General features: G+C 53.1%; 18 protein-coding genes and 5 tRNA genes. 7 read left to right on the top strand and 16 right to left on the bottom strand.

Annotated features, from left to right (window positions below; translation table 11 throughout):
- Positions 1–59: 59 nt before the first annotated feature.
- Entirely contained in the window at positions 60–2,618 is a 2,559-nt protein-coding gene (locus tag ACXAD4_RS28960) for a class I adenylate cyclase (RefSeq protein ID WP_475245730.1), read from the bottom strand.
- A gap of 411 nt (positions 2,619–3,029) precedes the next feature.
- Between ACXAD4_RS28960 and hemC the strand changes: the two genes are divergently transcribed.
- The 4 genes from hemC to ACXAD4_RS28940 are packed head-to-tail and all read left to right on the top strand — an operon-like array spanning position 3,030 to position 7,147.
- Positions 3,030–3,962 (top strand): hydroxymethylbilane synthase, encoded by a 933-nt coding sequence (hemC, locus tag ACXAD4_RS28955; protein WP_475245728.1) that lies wholly within the window; start codon positions 3,030–3,032, stop codon positions 3,960–3,962.
- Positions 3,962–4,729: a uroporphyrinogen-III synthase gene (locus tag ACXAD4_RS28950; protein ID WP_317525027.1), complete on the top strand. Its 768-nt coding sequence runs from the start codon at positions 3,962–3,964 to the stop codon at positions 4,727–4,729. Before hemC ends, ACXAD4_RS28950 begins: the two co-directional genes overlap by 1 nt.
- Entirely contained in the window at positions 4,722–5,963 is a 1,242-nt protein-coding gene (gene hemX, locus ACXAD4_RS28945) for a uroporphyrinogen-III C-methyltransferase (protein WP_475245726.1), read from the top strand. The genes ACXAD4_RS28950 and hemX overlap by 8 nt, the downstream gene beginning before the upstream one ends.
- On the top strand, positions 5,960–7,147 hold the full coding sequence (locus ACXAD4_RS28940) for a heme biosynthesis HemY N-terminal domain-containing protein (protein WP_475245725.1): 1,188 nt from the start codon (positions 5,960–5,962) through the stop codon (positions 7,145–7,147). The genes hemX and ACXAD4_RS28940 overlap by 4 nt, the downstream gene beginning before the upstream one ends.
- 349 nt (positions 7,148–7,496) lie before the next feature.
- Here ACXAD4_RS28940 and ACXAD4_RS28935 read toward each other — a convergent pair whose 3' ends face one another.
- The 3 genes from ACXAD4_RS28935 to ACXAD4_RS28925 form a co-directional block, all read right to left on the bottom strand.
- A complete protein-coding gene (locus ACXAD4_RS28935) occupies positions 7,497–7,970 on the bottom strand; it encodes a hypothetical protein (RefSeq protein ID WP_475245724.1) in 474 nt (157 codons plus the stop codon).
- A gap of 82 nt (positions 7,971–8,052) precedes the next feature.
- Positions 8,053–8,823, bottom strand: coding sequence for a class I SAM-dependent methyltransferase (locus ACXAD4_RS28930; RefSeq protein ID WP_475245723.1), 771 nt, complete (start codon positions 8,821–8,823; stop codon positions 8,053–8,055).
- A gap of 60 nt (positions 8,824–8,883) precedes the next feature.
- Positions 8,884–12,015: an EAL domain-containing protein gene (locus tag ACXAD4_RS28925; protein ID WP_475245722.1), complete on the bottom strand. Its 3,132-nt coding sequence runs from the start codon at positions 12,013–12,015 to the stop codon at positions 8,884–8,886.
- A 137-nt stretch (positions 12,016–12,152) separates the two neighbouring features.
- Between ACXAD4_RS28925 and asnC the strand changes: the two genes are divergently transcribed.
- Complete coding sequence (asnC, locus tag ACXAD4_RS28920; RefSeq protein WP_107300322.1) at positions 12,153–12,614, top strand: transcriptional regulator AsnC; 462 nt, start codon at positions 12,153–12,155, stop codon at positions 12,612–12,614.
- Positions 12,615–12,710: 96 nt separating this feature from the next.
- On the opposite strand, the gene hemB is transcribed toward asnC, so the two are convergent.
- The 11 genes from hemB to ACXAD4_RS28865 form a co-directional block, all read right to left on the bottom strand.
- Entirely contained in the window at positions 12,711–13,763 is a 1,053-nt protein-coding gene (hemB, locus tag ACXAD4_RS28915) for a porphobilinogen synthase (RefSeq protein WP_475245721.1), read from the bottom strand.
- 49 nt (positions 13,764–13,812) lie between these two features.
- Positions 13,813–14,610, bottom strand: a complete 798-nt coding sequence (gene tatD, locus ACXAD4_RS28910) for a 3'-5' ssDNA/RNA exonuclease TatD (protein WP_475245720.1) — start codon at positions 14,608–14,610, stop codon at positions 13,813–13,815.
- Positions 14,611–14,673: 63 nt separating this feature from the next.
- Entirely contained in the window at positions 14,674–15,615 is a 942-nt protein-coding gene (locus ACXAD4_RS28905) for an ABC transporter permease (RefSeq protein ID WP_475245719.1), read from the bottom strand.
- A gap of 3 nt (positions 15,616–15,618) precedes the next feature.
- Positions 15,619–16,596 (bottom strand): ABC transporter permease, encoded by a 978-nt coding sequence (locus tag ACXAD4_RS28900; protein ID WP_475245718.1) that lies wholly within the window; start codon positions 16,594–16,596, stop codon positions 15,619–15,621.
- An 86-nt stretch (positions 16,597–16,682) separates the two neighbouring features.
- Positions 16,683–18,239, bottom strand: coding sequence for an ABC transporter substrate-binding protein (locus tag ACXAD4_RS28895; RefSeq protein ID WP_475245717.1), 1,557 nt, complete (start codon positions 18,237–18,239; stop codon positions 16,683–16,685).
- A gap of 101 nt (positions 18,240–18,340) precedes the next feature.
- Positions 18,341–20,059, bottom strand: coding sequence for an ABC transporter ATP-binding protein (locus ACXAD4_RS28890; protein WP_475245716.1), 1,719 nt, complete (start codon positions 20,057–20,059; stop codon positions 18,341–18,343).
- A gap of 573 nt (positions 20,060–20,632) precedes the next feature.
- Positions 20,633–20,709: transfer RNA gene (locus ACXAD4_RS28885), tRNA-Pro, on the bottom strand.
- A 44-nt stretch (positions 20,710–20,753) separates the two neighbouring features.
- Positions 20,754–20,829 (bottom strand) — tRNA-His (locus ACXAD4_RS28880).
- A 9-nt stretch (positions 20,830–20,838) separates the two neighbouring features.
- Positions 20,839–20,915, bottom strand: a tRNA-Pro gene (locus tag ACXAD4_RS28875).
- 61 nt (positions 20,916–20,976) lie between these two features.
- Positions 20,977–21,052, bottom strand: a tRNA-His gene (locus ACXAD4_RS28870).
- 34 nt (positions 21,053–21,086) lie between these two features.
- Positions 21,087–21,163, bottom strand: a tRNA-Arg gene (locus ACXAD4_RS28865).
- Between the two features lie 290 nt (positions 21,164–21,453).
- Between ACXAD4_RS28865 and ACXAD4_RS28860 the strand changes: the two genes are divergently transcribed.
- Positions 21,454–21,864 carry a c-type cytochrome gene (locus tag ACXAD4_RS28860; RefSeq protein WP_475245715.1) on the top strand — a complete coding sequence of 137 codons (411 nt, stop codon included), beginning with the start codon at positions 21,454–21,456 and terminating at the stop codon, positions 21,862–21,864.
- A gap of 80 nt (positions 21,865–21,944) precedes the next feature.
- Here ACXAD4_RS28860 and rep read toward each other — a convergent pair whose 3' ends face one another.
- Complete coding sequence (gene rep / locus ACXAD4_RS28855) at positions 21,945–23,960, bottom strand: DNA helicase Rep (RefSeq protein ID WP_475245714.1); 2,016 nt, start codon at positions 23,958–23,960, stop codon at positions 21,945–21,947.
- A 185-nt stretch (positions 23,961–24,145) separates the two neighbouring features.
- Here rep and ACXAD4_RS28850 point away from each other — a divergent pair, with 185 nt between their 5' ends.
- On the top strand, positions 24,146–24,712 hold the full coding sequence (locus tag ACXAD4_RS28850; protein WP_222939658.1) for a TetR/AcrR family transcriptional regulator: 567 nt from the start codon (positions 24,146–24,148) through the stop codon (positions 24,710–24,712).
- Positions 24,713–24,736 lie beyond the last annotated feature (24 nt).

The raw sequence follows: 24,736 nt of genomic DNA, 5'->3' as shown, positions 1-24,736 counted from the left end.
AAGCCGGTACAAAAAAGCGGAAGCCTTGGCTTCCGCTTTGTGTTTCTGAGTTCATTTTTCTAGCGCGTCATATTGGCATTCATCAACGGCTGGGGCGCTACCAACGGACGTCGCGAAGGCTGCTGGCCACTCTTGAACGGCAGTACCTGCGGCTCACCGCTTTCGCTGTGAACAATGTCGTAGAACTGCGGCAGGTTGAAGTTGATAAAGTTCGCACTGTAGCTGAAACGATCGTGGGCCGAGGTATAAAAACGGTTCACCCCGTGTACCATCTCGTCTTTATCGCCGCTGCACTGGCGGTATACCTCAATCCGGTTCGACTCATCGAGAATATAGATATTGAAGCCTGAATCACAGTCTTCGAAAAAGAACTGGATCAACCCCTCACTGGCATAAGCATCAACGATTTCCGGCGGATGCGGCTCATCAGTCTTGCCCATCACCAAATTAGCCGAACCCAATAGCTTGTTGGTCGAGATACAACTGTAGAAATCGACCGAGTTTTCCAGCTTCTGCACCGATACACCACGGCGCTCGAAGAACAAACCATGGGTCTGGCGGGCAATACGGATCGCCTTGAAGCGACGGCGTTTTTCCTGCTCAACCGGTTTGAGGCGCATCTCGATACACTCGGCCACCAGCTGGTACACCAAGTTACGGATCAAACCACGCATGTGCTTGCTGTAACAGAATACGTCCACCGACTCCGGTGGCAGCGCATCCTGGTGCATCTTGCCCAGCACCGTCTTCAACGCATCAAGCATGGCATTGTCGCCGGTAAAATTCAGGGTACGTACTTCGTTCCACGAGTTGCGATACACCAAATCGACACTGCCGACCAGGCACATCTGCTCAGGACCGTAGCTGAAGATATCGGTGTTCTTGAAATCGAACTTAACCGAGCGGTTGCGAAGCCGGGTGGTCGGATCGTTTTCCAAGTTGATGAACAAGCCAAGCTGGCGGATCTCACATGGGCTCGACAGCGCCTGCAAACTCGGCTGCGGGCGGCGGATCGGGAAGGTGTTGCGAATATCGCTCACCAGCTGGTAGAGCTTGTCGATATCCACCGCCGAATTGCGCACCACGCTATGCAGGCAGGTAGATTCAGTCAGCAAGCCATTGAAATAGGCCCAAGCCACCAGTTTGCTGAGGTAACGGTTATGCTCCAGCGCCGGACGCCCCATAATGGCGATCGGATCGAGCGACTGCTTGTAGAGATACCACCCTGCGGTGTTGGTACGCCCAGCCGGTACCTGAATAAGGCTCAAATCCTGCTCGTGCAAATCCGGAGACAGCTGCGGGTTGAGCAAGGTTACCTTACCCGGCAGCACCTCGAACGCGGCATACAGCTTACGCGCCAGAATACTGATATCTTCCGGGCTGATCGCCGAGGTAATGTTGTTGCGACGAGCAAAGCGGATCAGGTTACGATAGCTGAGCATCAGGGCATCAAGCAATTCGTTGTGCGCGCTCTTAACCTGCTCGACCTTCCAGTCGCGGCGACGGTCCAGCTCGACAAGCACCTCTTGCGGCCACTGCCACTCATCAGTCAGCTCTTGCAACACCTTACGGCGCCACGGCACCGAGCCAGACGCAGGCTCGCGGGTCAGCTTCTCATGGGTTTTGAGGTAGAAACAGCGACGGACCAAGTCGAGGCGACGGTGATCGTCGATACGCTCAAGGTAACGGGTCACCTTCTCCAACATCAGGTAATACGCGTCCATACAGAACTCAGTGCGGTCGATCGCAAAGAAGCGACGTTTACCATCAACACTGAGCAGCTGGGTATGCGGATATTCCCACGAATAGGCTTCAAGCAGGATCGCTTTCAATACCGATTTGTACGGCGAATCGATACTCTTGTAGAGCTGCCACAGGCTGGAGCCAAAGTATTCCTCGGCCGGAATACGTGACAGACCACCAAAATCAATCCATTCATCACGATGGATATACCCGCCATTTTCCAGATAGCAGATGTAGTCATCGTAACACTCCTCCATTTCTGGCGGCACCATGAACCACAGCAGACGCTGTCCAGCCAGGTTCACCGCTGAGCGGTAAAACTCATCCAACAACAACAGGTGCTGGCTCGAACCACAGTTCTCGCCGGTCATCTGCTCGGAGAAGTTATCTCGGAAACGGTTTTCGTCAATAAGGAAGAAGTTAGCTTCAACGCCCTGCGCCAATGCCCACTCAGAGATCACCGCACACTTGGCTTCCAGCGCCTGGCGGCTGTCTGCAGGCATATCGGTGCGGATACATACCCAGATATCCAGATCACTGGTCAGGCTCTGGCCCAACGAGGCTGTACTGCCCATGGCATAGAGGCCCTGGATAGGGAAAATATCAACAACAGGAGGAGAAATTGGGGTAGCACAAGCCAAGCCACAGTCATCGATTAACTGTTGCTGCTGCTCGGAGGCAGTAAAAGACGCAATCCCCACCGGAACATCCTGATCAAGATAGCCAGGCACCGCCGGGTGATTATAGTGAAGTAGAACCGGTAACAGGTTAAAAACCTGCACAGACTGAGGCGTCATAGCAGCACGCGCCCGCTCGAGTCTTAGCTCGTTGAGCTGATCCAGTCTACCTTTAAGCGTTTCGATATAGTTCTGCAAATTACTCTTCCAAGAGCTACCAGCTTGAGAGCGGCCCAAATCTTGTCATTAAAGCGGTTGAGATGGCTCGACCTAGGAGTAAAAACGTGATCAATCTAACAGTTTTTGTATTAACCGTAAAGATAGTGCCGTTTTATGACAAATTATGAATGGACTGAAATGTTGCCAGCTGACCTTTCCGTAGTCGCCTCCCCTCAAGCTAGTACATGTTCGCCAAACCGCCACTTTACGATCGGTTATCTGTATGTTGCCAAGGATATATGTGACCAATATCACATTAATTGCAGTTTATGGCAAGACAATATTGCCCCAACGCACTGACAGCAACACATCAATTACCATCACTGCCCAGTAGTGGTAGGATTAGAAGCAATAATGACAGTGCCCAACTTAATATATGGATCCAATCCTATGACCGATACCCCAATCCGTATTGCCACACGCAAGAGCCCATTGGCTATGTGGCAAGCCGAATTTGTCAAAGCTGCCTTGGAACAAGCCCACCCGGGCCTACAGGTTGAACTGGTTCCTATGGTCACCAAAGGCGACATTATTCTCGATACCCCGCTTGCCAAAGTGGGTGGCAAGGGGCTGTTTGTCAAAGAGCTGGAAGTCGCGATGCTGGAAGGCAGGGCCGATATTGCCGTGCACTCGATGAAAGATGTCCCGGTTGAGTTCCCGGAAGGGTTGGGACTGGTCACCATCTGCGAACGCGAAGATCCGCGAGATGCTTTCGTGTCCAACCAATACGAAAACCTGGAGCAGCTGCCAGCCGGTGCCGTAGTCGGCACCTCGAGCCTGCGCCGCCAATGCCAGCTGCGCGCCCAGCGCCCTGATCTAGTTGTCAAAGATCTGCGCGGCAACGTCAATACCCGCCTGCGCAAGCTGGATGATGGTGAATACGATGCCATTATCCTGGCCTGTGCTGGCCTCATGCGCCTGAAGATGGAAGACCGTATCCGTGATGCCATAGCTCCAGAAACCAGCCTACCAGCGGTTGGCCAGGGTGCCGTCGGTATCGAATGCCGTTTGGATGACCAGCGTGTCCGGCAATTGCTGGATGCCCTTAACCACCGTGACACAGAAACCCGCGTACTGTGCGAGCGCGCGATGAACAACCGCCTGCAAGGCGGCTGTCAGGTGCCAATCGGCAGCTATTCGGTGCTGGAAGGCGACCAGATCTGGCTTCGCGCCCTGGTTGGCGAGCCAGATGGCAGCCAGATTGTGCGCGGCGAGATCCGTGGCCACCGCGATGATGCCGAGCAGCTCGGTGTCCAGCTGGCCGACCAGTTGCTAGGCGACGGTGCCAAGGCGATTCTCGACGAGCTGTACGGCAACGCCTGATGACCATACTGATCACCCGCCCGGCACCAGAATGCCACCAGCTAACCCAACAGCTGACTGCTGCGGGGATCAGTGCCATTGCCCAGCCCCTGCTGGAAATTCAGCCGGGGCAGCAATTGCAAGACCTACCCAATGCCCTCTCACAACTGCAAAGTGGCGATTTCCTGATTGCCGTCAGTGTTCACGCAGCCAACCTAGCGCACAATTACATGATGTCGGTAGGTGCCAGCTGGCCAAAAAACGTGCATTATATAGCGGTCGGCCAGAAAACCGCCGCCGCGCTGCAAGACTATACAGGACAACCCGTCCTGACCCCGTCCGAGCGCAGCGACAGTGAGGGGCTGTTGGCCTTACCGATATTGTCTGATGTGGCTGGGCGCAGAGCGCTCATTCTACGCGGCAACGGCGGGCGCGAGTTGATCTACCAGCGCCTATGCCAAAGTGGGGCCGATGTCTCCTATTGCGAGACTTACCAGCGCAGCTGGTTACCGCTTGATGGCCCGGCCCTGAGCCGGAATTGGCAGCAGGCCGATGTTGACACCCTGGTGGTCACCAGTGGTGAACAACTTGACCAGCTGATCAAGCTCATACCAGACAGCGCCAAGGCTTGGTTTCTTAACTGCCAGCTATTCGTACCAAGCCAGCGAATCGCCGATCAAGCCCTCGGGCTTGGTTTTCGTTTAATTTCCAATGTGGGAAGTGCGGCCAACGGCCCACTGTTCACGACCCTAAGCAAAATAGGCACAATGGGAAAATCGGATGACTGATAAAAAAACCAATAATGAAAACCCTGCAGATAAGCAACAATCCGCAGCGAACAATACCAATAAGCAAGGACAAGCCAGTGCCAAGGCACAAGCGCCTAAGCCAGCCGCTGAAAAAAAGCCGGCTCCTGAGCAAAAGCCAGCAGCTGAAAAACAAGAACAAGCAGCCCAGCCAGCCGCTGCCCCTGCCAGTCAACCGAGCGAAAAACAGGGTGGCAGCAAAACCGGCGCGATCGCTATCGCCCTGGTCATTGCGTTAGGTGCCGGCCTTTACTACCACGGCCACCAGCAAACCCTCACCCAAAACAGCCAAATGACGGCACTGAAGCAGGAAATCTCCCAGCTTCAATCCCAGCTCCAGTCATCTCTCAAGACCTCCCAGCAAGAAACGCTAAGCCAAGTGAACAACAGCCTTCAGCGTACCGAGACGTCTATCGAGCAGCAGGAAAAATCCATTACCGGACTGCAGATGGCGCTGTCTGAAATGAAAGGCCGCCGCCCGAACGACTGGCTACTGGCTGAAGCGGATTACCTGGTCAAGATGGCGGGGCGCAAGCTGTGGCTTGAGCACGACACTGTCAGTGCCACTATCTTGCTAGAATCTGCAGACCACCGTATTGCCGAGCTAAACGACCCTAGCCTCACCCCTATTCGCCAGGCAATGCATACTGACATTACCGCGCTGAAAGCTGTCGCCCGCGTTGACCGTGACGGTCTCGTTCTGCGCCTGACCAGCCTACAGGAAGAGATTGGCAAACTACCATTGGCCAATGCCATCCTGCCTGAAGCGGAAGCGGTCGAGACCACCGAAGTCTCTGCATCGGTGGATGACTGGAAGCAAAACCTAAAGACCTCGCTGAAAAACTTCAGTGACCACTTCATCACTTACCGCAAGCGCGACGGCAGCGTGATCCCACTACTGACACCGAAGCAAGACTTCTACCTGCAGGAAAATATCAAGTCCAAGCTGGAAACCGCTATCAAGTCGGTTTACCGCGAGCAGGGCGAGCTGTACACCACATCTCTGGCGATGGCCAAAGACTGGGCTGAGCAGTTCTACAACATGGAAGATCCTGCGGTTCAGAGCTTCATCGAAACACTAGAAGCACTTGGCCAAGAGAATATCGAAGCCGACTACCCAAGCAAGCTGCAGTCCCAGGCGCTGATCACCGATACCATCAGCGAGCGCCTACGCCAGCAGGTGAAACCGCTTAGCACAGAGGAGAACCCTGCATGATCAAACTGCTATTGCTGGTAGCCGCACTGATCGCCGGTATCGTTGTCGGTCCAATGCTGGCCGGTAACCAAGGTTACGTGCTGATCTCCGCGGCCAACCAAACAGTGGAAATGAGCCTGACTACCCTGATCATCTTGGTGGTTGTCCTGTTCGGTGCTTTTTTCCTATTGGAGAATATTCTCAAGCGTCTGTTCTCGCTGGGTAGCTCAACCCGCGGCTGGTTCTCGGGCCGCAAGACCCGCAAAGCACGCCTGCAAACCTCTGAAGGCCTGACCAAGGTTATCGAAGGTGATTGGAAGCAAGCGGAAAAGCTGGTCGTCAAATCAGCCAAACACAGTGATGCACCGCTGCTGAACTACCTGGCCGCTGCCGAAGCTGCCCAAGGCCAAGGTGATGCCAGCCAGCGTGACGAGTACCTGAAACTGGCCGCTGAAATCGATGGCCAGAGCCTGGCTGTGGCCCTGACCCGTGCCAAGCTTCAGTACCGCCAACAGCAATTCGAACAAGCTGTGGCTACCTTGCAGGACATCAAGCGCGATCACAGCCGTAACCCGGTACTGCTGACCCTGCTCAAAGACTGTTACATCCGCCTGGAAGACTGGAAACCACTGCTAACCCTGCTGCCTCAGCTAGAGAAAGCCGGGGTGATAGATGCAGAAGAAGCCGCCAAGCTCGAAGCGAAAGCCGAATGTGGCATCATGCACCATATTGCCAAGCAGCAAGGTAGTGAAGGCCTGATGGGTCACTGGAACAGCCTGAGCCGCAAAACCAAGGCTCGCCCAGATCTAGTGGCGTGTTTCGTCAAGCTAATGAGCCAGTACAACGCTGACAGCGAAGCGTATACCGTGCTTCGTGATGCACTGAAGAAGAACAATGACGAATCGCTGATCAATCTTGTTCCAGCCCTGAAGCTGGCTGACAACCACCCTGCCATTGTTCGCCTGCAGGACTTGCTTCGCTATGACAGCAGCAACCCGAGCACCCACAGTGCCCTAGGGCAGCTGTTCATGCGTGAAGGCAAACTGGAAGAAGCCAAGGAGCATTTCGAGAAAGCTATCGCACTACGCAGCGATGTAGCTGACTACGGCTACCTAGTTGAGGTGATGGAGCAACTGGATGACAAGCAAGGCGCTGCCGAGCTATCCCGTCAGGCTCTAACATTGGCGCTACCAGCCAAAAGCTAACAAAAAAGCAACATAACATTTTGCAAATAAAAAGCACCCGAACGGGTGCTTTTTTATACTCAAAAGCAATAGTTTATGTGTCCTATTGCGGATATGTGTTTCTAATTGTTAACAGGCGTTTCAACCTATATCCATCCCATTGCTAGCATTTTGTAAACAGGTTTCAATAGGGCTCCCGTTGCTCAACAGATGGATACTTAACTATGGATATGCTTCCTTGGTTGATCGTTTCTGGCATCATTGTTTCTGTGATCACCTGCCTAATGACAGCAGTACTGATCAAAGAATCATAATTGCCCAGAACAAAAAAACCTCCGCCAGGAGGTTTTTTTATATCTGTAATTCACGGTTAGATCGACGCTTGTACCTTCTCCAGCGCCTTGTGGTAGCGACGGGTCGTCTTCATGGCTTTCTTGAGTTGCTTCTTCTGCTTTTTCGCCAGTTTCTTCAATTTCTTAAGCTGCTTGGCTTTTTTCTTGGCCTCTTTGCGGCCCGCAGCCACTGCCGGGTGGGAAGCAATAACCGGCGCCGGGGTATCCAGCTCAGCCGCCACAGCAGCAACCTGGACTGCGCCTCTAGGCAAGGGGGCGATCTTAGGCAGTTCAGACACTGTTGCCGTCTCTACCGAGGTCAGGCTCGGCTTCACCACATGGGTCATGTCGGTAGGCCGTTTCAGAGCACTGGGCTTACACAAATAAGCTTTCTCTGACGCCACCCGGGTACAGCTGCTGCACATATAATTGGCAGTACTGACAATCCGGCTGATAGTGGAAAACTGGGCTGCGATTTCAACCCGGCGGTATTTACACAACGACTTTGCCATTCCCTCATCTCCGGCTGCCCGGCCAACTTCAGACCGGAGTAACTATTCTCATTTACAATATACCGCCGTCATCGAAGGATCGCTACTTCATCGCTGCTTTTACATAAACATCAAAGCGATTTTTCTTAGTCTCAATGGCCATGGCAGGTTTTTGCCCCGCCAAAAACTCGGCATAGTCAGGACGCTTAACCACGACCCGCTTGGTCGCCAATGCCAATGCAGGGGCCAGCAAGCCATCAGCATCGAGATCAGCACCGACCAGAGTCTGGAACACCCGCATTTCCTTTTTCACCAAAGCCGATTTCTTCTTGTGTGGATACATAGGATCGAGGTACACCACATCCGGCGCGACGAAGTTTGGATCTGCAGTCAGTTGCTCCAAAGCATTATGGCTCGAAGCATGCAAAAGAGTCAGACGCTCGCTGATCCAGCCACCGATTTCGCTGTCAGCTTTGGCACGCGCCAAACCATCATCCAGCAATGCCGCAACCACCGGATGGCGCTCGACCATCTGCACCTTACAACCGAGCGACGCCAGCACAAAGGCATCACGCCCCAGTCCTGCGGTGCCATCCACCACAGTTGGGGTCACACCGCCCTTAAGACCTACCGCCTTGGCAATTGCCTGCCCACGACCGCCACCGAACTTGCGCCGGTGTGCCACCGCTCCACCAGCAAGGTCAACATATACCGCGCCCAGCTTAGGTTCATCGAGCTTGCGCAGCTCCAACCGCTCAGCTGTCAGCACCAACGCAAACACGCTGTCAGGATCATGGGATAGCCCCCAGCGCTCTGCCAGCAGCTCCAGTTCAGATTGACGTTCAGGGGACTCACAAATTAAGGCTAGTTGCACACGCACACTCCGGAAAATACAGTACCTGCCAGCGATACACGGCAAGCGTTAGGCGGCGGATTATACCACCTCTTCACGCTGGCTCAATTGAGCCACCAACTGAGACAGAGGCTGCGGGCGGCCGAACAGGTAACCCTGGGCGTAGTCGACGCCCAGCTCGCCAAGTTTGGCAAGGATTGCCTCGTTCTCGACAAACTCCGCCACCGTCTGCTTGCCCATCTTCTTGGCCAGCTCATTGATCGCCTTCACCATGGCAAAATCCACTTCGTCATCGGCGATATCCCGGACAAACATACCGTCTATCTTGATGATATCGACCGGCATCCGCTTCAAGTAGCCAAATGATGATAGCCCAGAGCCAAAATCATCGAGGGAGATCCGACAACCCAGCTCCTTGAGCAAGGTAAACGAGCGGATCGCCTCACTCATATTGCCAATAGCGGCCGTTTCGGTGATTTCCAGACACAGTTTCTGCGCCGGTAGGGAGGAGTGGCGGATTTTGTCCTGCAGGAAATGGACAAAGTCACGATCGCCAATCGACTGCCCCGATAAGTTGATAGCGCACATATCCAACGACGCAACGGCATCAGGGTGAGACTCCAGCCAATCTATCGCCGCACTCACAACATAGCGGTCAATCCGATGGGCCAGGTTATAACGCTCCGCTGCCGGCATAAACAAGCCGGGGGAAATCATCTCGCCGTCATCGTTGCGGATCCGGACCAGGATTTCATAGTGCTGACCCTGGTCGCTCGACCCCAAGGGGGAGATTGGCTGGGCATAAAGCTCAAGCCGCTGCTCGGACAATGCACGGCGGATGAGGCTGACACACTCCATTTCCAGCTCGCGACGGCGCAGCTCCTCATCATCCGGGTGATAGACATGGAGACGGTTACGGCCCTCATCCTTGGCGGCGTAACACGCGGTATCTGCTTGGGCATGAACCTGCTGACTTGAGCCTGCTGTTTCATCAATCATCCGCAGGCCTATAGAAGCGCTGAAACTAAAGCGGGCTGTCTGCCAGTAGAACTCGCTCTCTTCGAGCAAGTGCAAGATCTCGCGCCCGAATGCCACCGCTTCAACCAGCTGGCAGTCGGTCAGGATCACGGCAAACTCATCCCCACCAAGGCGCGACAATACTGCCTGCTGCGGAGTGATCCCCTTGAGCAGCATAGCCACTTGCTTGAGCGCCTCATCACCGGCTTCATGGCCGGCGGTATCGTTAATAATTTTGAACTGGTCCAAATCAATGTAGAGCATAGCATGCTGAGCGCGATGCTCTCGGGCCTCGGCCAGCGCCTTCTCAAGTGACTGTTCAAAATGATTACGGTTGTACAAATCAGTCAGGTAATCATGGCAGGCCTGATAGGCCAGCTGCTCTTCCAGCTCACGGGTAGAGGTAATATCTTCCCCTACAACGAGCAGCTGGCGGTTCTGGGCTTGGCGAATCGTCTCTCGGATCCATACCGTGCGGCCATCCTCGCAGCAATAGCGTAGCTGTCGTCGCCATACCCGCTGGCCAACATTATCCAGCGCCGAACTAATATAGCGCTGCGGAACAGGCTCATCCCCTTCATAGAAACTGGCAATCTTGTGGCCAAGCAAATCCCGCTTGCTGTAGCCCAGCAGATCGGCGGCAAACTGATTGACCGATTGGATCCGGGACTGGCGATCCACCGTCAGCAGCATCACTGGCTGCTGCTCGTAGAGCAATCGATAACTCGCCTCACGCTCACGCAGCTTTTCCTCCATCTGGTGACGGGCCGTGACATCACGGGCTTCTAGCAGCAACTGCACTTCGCCGCTCTCCCCTGCTGGCAATCGCTTGATCACAATATCCAGCATCCGGCTGCCATCCTCGTGGCTCTGGATATCGATTTCCATCCGCACCGGCTGGCTACAGGCCTGGGTCACCTCGCGACTTAATTTCAGGGCCGCTTCCGGGCTCCAGCAAAACCAACGCCACAGTGGCCGGTCATACTTGACCACCGAGCGCCCCACCAGCTCATGCAGGGCCAAATTGCCCGAAACCAGCATCCCCGCCTTGTCGAAGATACCGATGAACTGGAAACTCTGATCAAATACCCCTTCGAACAAAGCCCGGCTCTGCTGCAGGCGTTGCTCTCCTTTGCGCAGCCTGCGAATAACCATTACCAGCAAAGCAATCACCCCACCCATCACACTCAGTGCAACGGTCAGTACGCGAATTTCATTCTGGTAGCGGTGGAACCAACTCTGGGGCTGGTTAATGATCAAGGTTTCGTTGTTATCAATTTCCAACCCCCATCGGGCGACCTCAGGGTAGTTAAAGATTTCCTTGCCCGTACTGCGGATAAAGGTCGGAAAACGGGTGACCTTGCCATCGAACAGTTTGACCAGCATCTTGCCAATCTGGAGGCCTTTTTCATAACCACCTACCATCACACCACCAACCACACCATGGTTGAGCATGTATTTGTAGGAGGCGTATACCGGGGCTGCAGCACGATCGGTCAAATGCTCGAGAAACTCACCACTGTCCATGTAATGGCCCTCACTATCCTGGAAATAACTCAAGAACAATACAGCTGAGCGGGAAGGTAGGTTCTCTGATTCAGAGAGTACGGTTTCGAAGCTGCCATCCTGAATGCGGACGACATCGAGGTTGAGAAAATTAACGTCCAGAAACTCCCGGATCCCTTTCCACAGCGCCCGCCCGGTCACTGTATTGTCAGCCAGGACATACATGGTTTGCAGATCCGGCTGAACCGATAGCGCCAAGTTGATATTGGCCGCGGCATCGGTTTGATCAAGGATCCCAATGACCTTTTTCAGCCGCCTGTGTTTATGGGGGTGGTAGTCATTGATACCCGCCAAGATCACCGGGGTCTCTCCCACCTCTTCCGACAATTGGTTGATTAGCCACAGGGCATTGTCATCCGTGGCAACGATAGCGCGGTAATTCTCCCGCAACAGCTTGGTGCGGTAGATATCCAGCAGCTCATTGAGGTACGCCGGCGACTGGTAGCGCTTGCTGTCCATGTAATTGACATGGAGCGAGACCCCCTCGGTACTTGCCACCGACTCCAACCCGGCCTGGATCCCATCCGTCCAGCGCATCCCCTTATGGTAGGAGTGGATCACCAAGGTGTCATAGGCCGACGCCTGAAGCGGTAACCAGCCAAGAAGAAACAGAAAAGCAATCAAGCGCATAAAGATCAGGGGTCCTGTCTATCAGTTGCAGGGCCAGAAGCAGGCCAAACGATAATTTTTTAATATAATTTAGCGACATAACTGGGCGACAGTATAAGATATGAACAAGCACGTATAAACCAAGGATTGCTTCTACCATGACCAGCCAGATTCGAATTGATGATCTCGACCGCGAAATCCTCAATACCCTGATGAACGATGCCCGCACCCCCTATGCCGAAATGGCCAAGCGGTTCAATGTCAGCCCGGCGACGGTCCATGTCCGGGTCGAAAAAATGCGTGCTGCCGAAATCATCACCGGTACCGAGGTGATCATCAATCCCAAGCTGCTCGGTTACGATGTGTGCTGCTTTATCGGCATCAACCTCAATGCGGCCCGGGACTACCACTCGGCCCTGCGCAAACTCAACGAGCTCGACGAGGTGGTCGAAGCCTACTACACCACAGGTGCCTACAATATCTTCGTCAAGCTGATGTGCAAATCGATAGAAGAGCTGCAGTACGTGCTTATCGACAAGCTGCAGGCTATCGACGAGGTCCAGTCGACCGAAACCCTGATCTCGCTCCAGAACCCGATCAACCGCAACGTTAAGCCTTAGAGCCCCGCCCCCGATATTAAGTAAGGGTTGAGCAAGAAAAAGGGCCAGCGCGTTCGCGCTGGCCCTGTATGCTCTAACAGTAAGTGAATACTTACATTATTGTTCGCTCAATTTGTCCAGCTCAGCCTGGCGTGCTGCGGCATCTTCTGCCAGCCACTCGGCTACCGCCTTGGCAAAGTAAGTCAAAACGCCATCGGCACCGGCACGCTTGAAGCACAGCAACGATTCCATCACGGTCTCGCGCTCTTTGAGCCAACCGTTCTGGATCGCAGCCATATGCATCGCATACTCACCGGATACCTGATAGGCAAAAGTCGGCACCTGCAGCTCGCTCTTCACCCGGCGAACCACGTCCAGGTATGGCATACCCGGCTTGACCATTACCATGTCCGCACCTTCGTTAACGTCCATCGCTACCTCATGCAGCGCTTCGTCAGTATTAGCCGGATCCATCTGGTAGGTCTTCTTGTCACCGCCTTTTAGGTTACCCGCCGAGCCGACTGCATCACGAAACGGGCCGTAGTAGTTCGACGCATACTTGGCGGAATAAGCCATGATTTGGGTATGCACATAACCCGCTTCTTCCAGTGCTTCGCGGATAGCACCGATACGGCCATCCATCATGTCTGACGGCGCAACAACATCGGCACCGGCTTCGGCATGGGACAGGGCCTGCTTGATCAACACCTCGGTGGTGACGTCATTGATGACATAGCCGTCTTCATCGATGATGCCATCCTGACCGTGGATAGTGAACGGGTCGAGAGCAACATCGGTGATCACGCCCATCTGCGGCACATGCTCTTTAAGCAAACGCACGGCACGCTGGACTAAACCTTCCGGGTTGAAGGCTTCCGCAGCACAGGTGGATTTGAAATCTTGTGACACGACAGGGAACAGGGCAATCGCCGGCACACCCAGTGTGGCCAGGTATTCCGCTTCCTGAAGCATTAGGTCAATAGACAAGCGCTCGATCCCCGGCATTGAATCAACGGTCTCACGACGATTCTTACCCATCAGGATAAACATCGGGTAAATCAGGTCGTTCACAGAGATCTGATTTTCTGCCATTAAACGGCGGCTGAAATCATGCTTACGCATACGACGCATACGGCGTGCTGGAAACGCGCCCTGGATAGATACAGACACTGCATACTCCTTTTATGGGTTTAATCGCTTTATTTGGATCATATCACTCTCATTGTGCTGAAGGTGATCCGATATTGAAAAATGCCTGAGTGGTAACATAAGCATTGGCCATCACCTGCTCGGGCTGCTGGCCTCGACACTCGGCAATCACCGATGCGATATGAGGCAAGAACTTAGGCTCGTTGCGGCTAGACTTTGGCTTTGGCCGGTAATCCCTTGGCAGCAGATAAGGGCAGTCGGTTTCTACCATCAAGCGGCTATCGGGAATATCGCCGACAATCTCGCGCAACTCGGTGCCGCGGCGCTCGTCGCAGACCCAGCCGGTGATACCAATGTGGAGATCCAGCGCCAGGCAGTCGTGCAACTCCTCGCGGGTGCCTGTGAAACAGTGAAGGACTGCGGCAGGTAGCTTGTCCCGCCACGGTTTGAGGATCGCCATAAAGCGCTCATGGGCATCGCGGCAGTGCATGAACACCGGCATCTTGAGCTCAGCCGCCATCGCCAGCTGGGCCTCGAAAACCGCTTCTTGCTGTGGGCGGGGGGAGAAATCACGGTTGAAGTCTAGGCCGCATTCGCCAATAGCCACGACTTCGGGCTGAGCGGCCAGCTCACGGATTTCAGGCAAAGATAAATCCTGAACGCTTTTGGCGTCATGGGGATGGACCCCTGCGGTACTAAACGTATACCCCGGCCACTGGCGGGCCATCGCCAAAGCCTGCTGGCTTTCCTCGATACTGGTACCGGTAAGAATAAGGCCGTGGACACCCGCTGCTTTGGCGCGTGCCACGACCTCGTCGCGGTCTTTGTCGAACCGGCTGTTGGTCAGGTTGACCCCGATATCAATCATCGTTGTTTCCACTCTTTTTGTTAGCAATGGAAACAACTTAATGAATATCGCTACGTATTGCTATCACCCTTTGTAAATTTTCGGGTTGAACACATCACGCAACCAGTCGCCCAGCAGGTTGATAACCAATACCAAGGTCACCAATACCAGCCCCGGGAAGGCGGTGATCCACCATGAACCAGAGAAGATATAGTTAAAGCCGATACTGATCAGCGAGCCCAGCGACGGCTGGTCGACAGGCAGGCCAAGGCCAAGGAAAGACAGCGCAGCCTCGGACATAATGGCATTGGCCACCTGTACCGTCGAGATCACCAAGATAGGCGACAGGCAGTTCGGCAGGATATGGCGGAACATGATCCGTGGCGCCTTGAAGCCCATCACCTTGGCCGCTTCAACGTATTCTTTTTTCTTCTCGGCCAGCACCGATGCCCGCACGGTCCGCGCATACTGCGGCCACTCGGCGATACCAATAATGACCACCAACATCACCACCGCATACTGGGCAAACAGCTCTGAGCCAAGCGCGGTACGGAAAATCGCCGAGACGATAATCGCCACCATCATGGTCGAGAATGACAGCTGGACATCGGCAAAGCGCATCAGGAAGCTGTCAACCCGACCACCGAAGTAACCGGCACTCAGGCCAATCACCACACCCAGCACCAGCTGCAGGCCCACCGCCAGCAAGCCAATAGTCAGCGACAGGCGCGAGCCATACAGGATGGTCGAGAAAATATCCCTGCCCTGGTTATCAGTGCCCAGCAGGAAGCGGCTGTCACCCTCCTCCATCCAGGAAGGCGGCAGCTCTGAGTCCATAATATCAATGGTCGACAGATCATAGGGGTTGGTCGGGGCAATTACTGGAGCCAGCAATGCCGAGACGGCAAACACCATGAAGACGGCAAAGCTGACCATCGCCACTTTGTCACGGCGGAAGTAATAGAGAAAATCTGACTGCTTGAAACGCTCCCAACGGCTTGGGGCAGCGGCTGTGGTACTACTCATGACTTACTCTCCCTTGCCAGTCAGGTTTACTGTTGGGTTTACCAGGCCATACATCAGGTCAACAATGGTGTTGGTGACCACGAAGATCAGGCCGACAAAAATAACGTAGGCAGTGATCAGCGGGGTGTCGACCCGGTTGATCGCCTCCAGGAACAGGAAGCCCATGCCCGGCCACTGGAATACCGTCTCGGTCAAAATGGTATAGGCGACCATGGTACCGATCTGGACGCCGCCGACCGTCAGTACCGGCAGCATGGTGTTCTTCAGCGCATGCTGGTAATAAATTTTATTCATCGCCAGGCCCTTGGCCTTGGCAAACTTGATGTATTCCGAGCTCAGCACCTCCAGCATCTCGGAGCGCACCAGGCGGATAAACAGCGGCAGCATGATAGACGCCAAGGCAATACACGGCAGCACCAAGTGGCGCAGTCCATCAAGGGTAAAGTAGCCCGACTCCCAACCCAGCAGGTTGGCCGTTTCGCCGCGTCCGTAGGACGGCAGCCAGCCGAGCTCTATCGAAAACACATACATCAGCATAATCGCGGTCAAAAAGACCGGAATGGAAATGCCGATACTACTGAAAGCCATCACCACTTTGGTGAAAAAACTATGGGGGTGGATTGCCGAATAGACCCCAAGCGGGATCGACACCACGATAATAATCAGGGTTGCCCCGAACACCAGCTCCAGGGTAGGCACGAGTTTATCGAGGATCACCTCTGCCGCCGGGCGCTTGAAGAAATAGGATGTACCCAAGTCGCCTTGCAGCGCGTCACCGACAAACCGGCTGTATTTGACAATAAACGGGTCGTTAAGACCCAGCTCGTCACGAAGTTGTTGACGTTCAGCTTCTGATACCGACTGCCCCACCAGCTCACGCAGCGGGTCGCCAAGGTTATCCTGAATGGCAAACGCCACCAGACTGATCACAAACATCACTATCAGTGCCTGAAACAGGCGCTTGACCAGAAACGTAAACATTCCCTGCCCCTTTATTCATCCTTAAAAACAGCACCGGCCATTGCCGGTGCTGGCAAGCCGCCGGTTACCCGGCGACAGTATTACAATTACTCTTCAACTACCAGATCACCGAAGTACGGGAAGTTCATACCGTTAACGATCGAGCCAATCTTCAGGTTAGTTTTCGCAGCCCATGATGGGTCCTGCCAGTGCAGCGGTACGAACGCGGCATCGTTGTACAGCAGCTCTTCCACCTTCTTGAGCATCGCGCTGCGCTTCTCAAGATCGGTTTCTTTGTTAGCTTCGACAATCAGCTGATCCACTTCTTTGTTTGAGTAGTGGCCACAGTTGTACTGGCCTTTACCTGTGCCTTCGTCACGGGTCATGGTCAGGAACTCAGTAAAGTTTGCTGAATCTTCTGTATCCGGGTGCCAGCCAATCATCATCATATCTGCCGCACAGACATCGAACTCAGGCCAGTACTGGGCTTTTGGCAGGGTTTTCAGGTCAACCTTGATGCCAATTTTCGCTAGCATGGCTGCCGCAGCCTGTGAAATCTTGTCATCATTCACATAGCGGTTGTTTGGCGACATCATCGTCAAAGTAAAGCCGTCTTCATAGCCCGCTTCTTTCATCAGCTGCTTGGCTTTTTCAACGTCAAAGCGCGGTGCAAGACTTTCTTCGTAGCCCGCGTAACCCACAGGGCTCTGCTGGCCTGCAGCGGTTGCTGCGCCTTTCATAACACGCTTGGCAATACCCTCATTGTTAATGGCATAGACAATCGCCTGGCGAACACGGACATCTTTCAGGGCTTCATTAGAGTTCTGGTTCATCTGGAAAGTGATAATACGGGTACCCGGCATGGTGATCAGGTCAACATCCTTGGCACGCTCGATACGGTTGTAGTCATTTGGGCCAACCGGCGCAATCATATCGACGCCACCAGACAGCAACGCAGCTACGCGGGTCGCATCTTCTTTGATTGGAACTAGGGTCAGCTTGTCGACGTTACCCTTCGATCCTTTGTCCCAGTAGTCGGCAAAGCGTTCGAACTCAACTTTTACACCCTGCTCGCGGGATGTAACGATAAATGGACCAGTACCTGAAATGTTGCCAGAAGCAAAGGAGTTACCGTGCTTCACCAGCTCAGCCTTGTCTTTGCCATCTGCCGTTTTACCTGTGTAGAACTTGCTATCCATTGGGAAGATGTAAGTCGCTACGTTCTCTACTAGCGGGTAAGTACCGTCAGTTTTGATCTCAACCGTGTAGTCATCAACCTTGGTCAATGACAGCAGTGGCTCAAAGATACCTTTGAAGTCAGGGGATTCTTTCAGACGGGCAAACGTCCATACCACATCATCAGCAGTCAACTCATTGCCAGAGTGGAATTTCACCCCTTTGCGCAGGTTAAAGCGCATTGTTTCGTTATCAACACGCTCCCAGCTTTCTGCAAGACGAGGTTCGAACTCCATATCCTGGGTAAAGCGGATAAGTGGATCAAAAACCATGTGAGATAGCTGCATCGTACCGCCAGATAGTTGCTCATGCGGGTCAAGTGATACCGGGTCAGCATCGTAGGCAACTTTGATTTGGGCAGCAGCGGCACTAAAGCTCAGGCCGGCAGCCATTAGGGCAACAGCCAATTTGGTCTTGATGGTTTTCATTGCATAGCTCCTTTATGCGGGGAGGTAACTCCCTTGCTATTGTGTTTGCTTTTGTTGTGTCCGATTCCCGCTGCACAGTTCAGTGCAGCGGTAAATTTGGATTAAGCTAACTTGAGTCCTTCCTGGCTCATGCCCTTGAATTCGGGCATCAGCGATATCAGCTGGCGGCTGTATTCATGCTGTGGGTTGGTAAACAGTTGCTCGGTCGGGGCGACCTCCAGCAACGTACCTTTCTGCATCACCCCGATGCGGTCACACATCTGGCGGATCACCGGCAAATCGTGGCTGATGAACAGCATGGTCAGGTTCAGCTCGTCCTGCAGGTCTTTGAGCAGGTTGAGAATTTGCGCCTGAACCGAGACATCCAATGCCGATGTCGGTTCATCACAAATCAAGAGGCGGGGACGGGTGGCCAATGCCCGAGCAATCGAGATCCGCTGGCGCTGGCCACCGGAAAACTCATGCGGGTACTTCACGCCGGAGGCGCTGCCCAAACCAACGTGATCAAGCAGATCATTGACGATCTGGCGGGTCTGGCTTTCGTTGTCGGTCAGTTTATGGAAGCGGATTGGCTCGGCAATGATATCGGCGATCTTCATCCGCGGGTTCATCGAGGTATACGGGTTCTGGAATACCATCTGCATCTGGCGTCGCAGCGGGCGGCGCTCAGCTTCATTCTTGAGGGCTGTCAGATCGACACCTTCAAAGGTAATTTTGCCGGAGTTAGGCGGATACAAACCAGTAATAGCCCGGGCAATTGTCGACTTACCAGAGCCTGACTCACCCACCAAGCCAAAGGTTTCCCCCTCGAAGATCTCAAAGCTAACATCATTGTTGGCCTGGACGTATTCGCGGCGGCTCTCGAAGAAAGAATCCTTTGTAACAAATCGCAGGTTAACGTTCTCGACCTGCAGCAGTGCACCGGTATAGCTGCGTTGATCTTCACTCTGTCCCAGCCAGTGGTTCTTCACGTCCAACTGGCTCATCTCCTGGGCTTCTTCGATATAGCTCACCAGCGGGAAGCGCTTGAGCTTGATATCAGAGCGCGGCACTGCAGAGATCAGGCTCTGGGTATAAGGGTGGTTAGGGCGGCAAAGTACCTGCTCGGTTTCGCCGATTTCGACCAGATCACCCCGGTACATTACGGCAACCCTGTCTGTCACGTTGGAAACAACCCCCATATCATGGGTCACCAACATACAACCAACGTTTTTCTTCTGGCACAGCTCACGGATAAGGTTAAGGATCTGATCCTGAATCGAAACATCCAATGCCGTCGTTGGCTCATCAGCAATGATCAAATCCGGCTCGCCGGCCAAGGCAATCGCAATCACCACCCGCTGGCGCATACCGCCGGAAAACTGGTGCGGATACTGCTTGATACGCAATTCAGGCTGCGGGATCCCAACCTGCTCCATCAGGCTGATAGCACGCTTAACGGCTTCTTCCTGACTGACCTTCAGGTTAGTCACTATGGTCTCGGTCAACTGCTGCTCAACTGTAAACAGCGGATTGAGCGAGGTCATCGGGTCCTGAAAGATAAAACCGATTTTCGAACCACGTACCGAACGCATCTGCTCCGGTGTCAGGCCCGAAATCAGCTTACCATCGAGGTAAACTTCACCACTCGCTACCCGGCCCGGAGGGCTGAGCAAATCAATGACCGCATTGCCCACGGTTGACTTGCCGGCACCGGACTCACCGACCACACCGACGATCTCCCCTCGTTCAATCGAAAACGAGAGTGATTTGACTGCTGCATGAACCCCATGTCGAGACGGGTATTCGATACGCAGGTTTTTCACTTCCAATAAAGCCATTACCAGACCCCAACTGCTTGGCAGCGTTCTGCCCTGTCTGAAAAATTGAATCCCTTCTTTCAGCATAATTTGCTGAATATATGTTCAGGACACAATCTGTCAAATATTTCACAAAAAATCAACAACGCACTCGTAAAAACTATCAAAACGAATAAAAAAAGAATAAATAATCATTATATTGGATAGAACAATAGGAAGTCAGGAGCAAATTCAGGTATGACCACCACACACAACACAGATAACTAGCAGTTAAACACACTGGAAATCAGGTTATATGATATAGCTAACACTTTTCAAGTTTGCATAAATAGTCAATTCAGAAAAAGCAGCAGTTAACATTACAGAAACAAACACCGTACTATTAAAATACTGCAACGTGATATGCCGAATTACCCACATAAAGTAGATGGGTGAGCTGTAACAAAAGATTATTAGCAGTAGATCACACTATGAGATTTGACCAGAGATTGGTGTCACTTTTTCGCTGGCATACCACAGCAAGCGACAAAGGAAGTGAGAAATAGATGGGAGAAACGAAAAAAGCCTCGTCATTTCTGACGAGGCTTTCAATGGTGGTCGGTGAAGAGGGATTCGAACCCCCGACCCTCTGGTCCCAAACCAGATGCGCTACCAAACTGCGCTATTCACCGACAATGTTTAGGCTACTGCCAAGGTATCAATATACCTGAAATAATGGGGTGGCTAACGGGATTCGAACCCGCGACAACCGGAATCACAATCCGGGACTCTACCAACTGAGCTATAGCCACCGCTGTAAGTGGTCGGTGAAGAGGGATTCGAACCCCCGACCCTCTGGTCCCAAACCAGATGCGCTACCAAACTGCGCTATTCACCGACTTAATTCTGTTGAGGTTTTCACCCCTAGATACTGATATTATAATCAATACCCTAAAATATGGGGTGGCTAACGGGATTCGAACCCGCGACAACCGGAATCACAATCCGGGACTCTACCAACTGAGCTATAGCCACCAATGTTTCTTTGCCAATACGATCCTGTCCGGAATGGCGCGCCCGAAAGGATTCGAACCTTCGACCTTTGGCTCCGGAGGCCAACGCTCTATCCAGCTGAGCTACGGGCGCATGCCCTATCGGCGGAGGTGAATATTACGGATCAGGGCCCCTGTCGTAAAGTGTTTTTTTTAGTTTTTTTCTCGTTCGCTGCAAATATAGGCAAATAACTGTTGATTCGTATCATACAAAAGCAGCCGCCTAGTTTATCGCAAGGAAAATAGGGGATATAATCACGATGTTTTTACATATTAAACATTTTGTAAATAATCACTGCCTTGTCTCAACAGTTTGACTAACAACAAGCACGAATAAGACTGTGGCAATCGCACATAATGATCTGGAAGTGTAAGGTGAGCTCAATGGAATTTTCTCTTCGACAACTTATGGTAGCGGCCGTTGCTGCCCTGGCATTTACCGGCACCGCTGTGGCCGCCGACATGTCAGACGAAGCTATCGCAGAACGTATCAAACCGATAGGCTCCGTTTACCTTGAGGGTGATGCCCCAGCTGGCCCAGCTGTTGCTGCCGGCCCACGTAGCGGTGATGCGGTCTACGGTACCTTCTGTGCAGCCTGTCATGGAACGGGAGTCATGGGTGCACCTAAGATTGGTGATGCAACAGACTGGAGCGCTCGTATTGCCAAGGGCAACGATGTGTTGGCTGACCACGCCATCAATGGCTTTAATGCCATGCCGGCGAAAGGCTCATGTATGGACTGTAGCGATGACGAAATCATTGCCGCCATTGACCACATGATTGAAGGCCTATAAATAATCCTTTTCCCTACAACGAAAAAAGCGAGCGCCGTGCGGCCCTCGCTTTTTTATTATCTCTACCAGTATTAACTGCTTTATTTCTTGAACATCGCCCGAATATTGGCGATGTGGGCCTGGCCCTTTTGCATTCGTTGCTCCTGGGTCATCGGCTTTTTGTCCGCTTCCCATTCCAAGTCATCCTGCGGCAACTCAAACAAGAATCGGCTCGGCTCAGGCTTGATCAGCTCACCAAACTGTCGGCGCTCCTTACACAAGGTAAAGGTCAGCTCCTTCTGGGCCCGGGTAATACCCACATAAGCTAGGCGGCGCTCTTCCTCGACATTATCCTCGTCGACACTGGTCTGATGGGGCAGAATGCCTTCTTCGGTACCAACCAGGTAAACATAAGGGAACTCAAGACCTTTGGAAGCGTGCAGCGTCATCAGCTGGACCTGATCAGCATCATCATCGTCTTCGCCCCGCTCCATCATGTCGCGCAGGGTCAAACGCTGAACCACTTCCTTGAGCGTCTTCTCTTCCTGATCGTAGTTATCCCCTTCGAGATCGGCCGTAATCCAGCTATACAGATCCGAGACGTTCTTCATCCTCATCTCAGCCGCTTTCGGGCTGGCAGAAGTTTCGTACAGCCAATCCTCATAATTGATATCACGGACCAGCTGGCGCACCGCAGCCACGGTATCACCGCGCTCGGCGTTATCAGACAGCTCGACCACCCAGCGGGTAAAGCGCTGCAGGGATTCCAGGCCACGGCCTGACAAGTGCTGCTCGAGCCCCAGTTCAAAGCTGGCGGCAAACAGGCTCTTTCCGCGCATGTTGGCATAGGTACCGAGCTTCTCCAGCGTCACCGGGCCAATCTCACGGCGCGGGGTGTTGACGATACGCAAAAACGCATTGTCGTCATCTAGGTTGGTCAATAAGCGCAGGTAAGCCATGATGTCCTTGATCTCGGCGCGCGAGAAAAAGGATGTGCCCCCGGAAATCTTGTAGGGGATCCGGTTTTGCATCAGTGCCTTTTCGAACAGCCGTGACTGGTGGTTACCGCGGTAGAGGATGGAGTAATCCTTGTACTGGGTATTATTCAGGAAGCGGTGGGCAATCAATTCCCCCACCACTTTCTCCGCTTCGTGCTCCTCGTTCTTGGCCGTGATCACCTTGAGCATCTCACCGTCGGGGATCTCCGAAAACAGGGTCTTTTCGAACACGTGCGGGTTGTTGGCAATCAAAATGTTAGCGGTGCGCAGAATACGGCTGGTCGAACGGTAGTTCTGCTCCAGCTTGATCACTCTCAAAGTAGGGAAATCTTTATTGAGCTGTACCAGGTTTTCCGGCTGGGCCCCGCGCCAAGAATAGATGGACTGGTCATCATCGCCAACCACGGTAAAGCGGGCGCGCTCACCCACCAGCAATTTCACGAAAATGTACTGGCTGGTGTTGGTATCCTGGTATTCATCCACCAGCAGGTAGCGGATCTTGTTCTGCCAACGCTGGCGCACTTCCTGGTTATCCCGCAGCAGTAATACCGGCTTCAAAATCAAATCATCGAAATCCAGGGCGTTATAGGCCTTCATCTGGCGCTGGTACATCTCGTAGCAATAGGCAAACATCTGATCACGCTCGCTCGAGGCGCGGGCCTTGGCCTCTGCCGGCGATAGCATGTCATTCTTCCAGTTAGAAATGGTCGACAACAGCTGCTTGAGCAAATCCTTATCGCCATCAATCTGCTTCTCTGTCAGTTCCTTGAGCAGGGCCATCTGATCTTGGTCATCAAACAGAGAGAAGCTCGCCTTGAGCCCGAGAGCCTTGTACTCACGACGGATGATATTGAGCCCCAGGGTATGGAAGGTCGAGACCATCAAGCCCTTGGCTTCTTGCTTGCCAAGCGTCTGGCCAACCCGCTCTTTCATCTCCCGGGCCGCCTTATTGGTAAAGGTCAGAGCCGCAATGTTACGGGCTTTATAGTCACACTGCTGAACCAGATAGGCAATTTTATTGGTGATCACCCGGGTCTTGCCCGAGCCAGCGCCGGCAAGGACCAAACACGGTCCGGCGACGTATTTTACCGCTTCGTTTTGCCTTGGGTTCAGTTTCATTGACTTATCCTGTGTTGATCTTCGGGTCAGCAGGCGCATTGTAGCGGGTTCACCGCCATTGTCTATTCGACTACAAATCAAGCCTACTTATCTCGACGACATAAAAAATTGCTTGCACATATAATCAGGCACCATAGAATGATGAATGAACATTCATTCACCATCTTTTTTTACAACTGCCTTTTATGAGTGACAAGAAAAAACGCATCCTCCAAGCAACAGAAAAGTTGCTGGCGGAACATGGCTTTCACGGGATTTCGATGCAAATGGTAGCCAAGGAGGCAGGGGTAGCCGCAGGGACGATTTATCGCTACTTCGAGGACAAAGAAGATCTGTTGCACCAGCTTCATGATCATATTTTGGCCTATGTCGCGAACAAAATCAGCCAGAACGTGTCAGATGACATGCCGTTGCAGCATAGGTTTCGCACTATGTGGTTAAACATCTGGAATATGGCAACCCAGGAAGATGCCCCACTGATCAACCGAGGCCAGTTCGAAAACCTGCCCCGGCGCGAAAGCCATGAACAAAAACTATTAGAAAAGAAAATGTTCGCCAAGGTGAATACGTTATTCGAGGAGGGCAAGGCTTCTGGCCTGTTCAAAAACCTCGATAACGAAATCTTGAGCGCACTAAGCCTTGAGCCGAGCGCTTGCTTGGCCCGCAAACATATAAACGGCGTTTACCAGGTCAGCGACGAAGCCCTAGAAGCAGCAATCCAAGCCTCATGGGACGCCATTATTCAGCATTAACATTACATTAGCTAACTTCGGAGC

Source organism: Photobacterium sp. AWH4_225 (assembly GCF_056158405.1).
The sequence above is the reverse complement of the archived record's forward strand: the minus strand, read 5'-3'. Positions and strand labels throughout refer to the sequence as shown.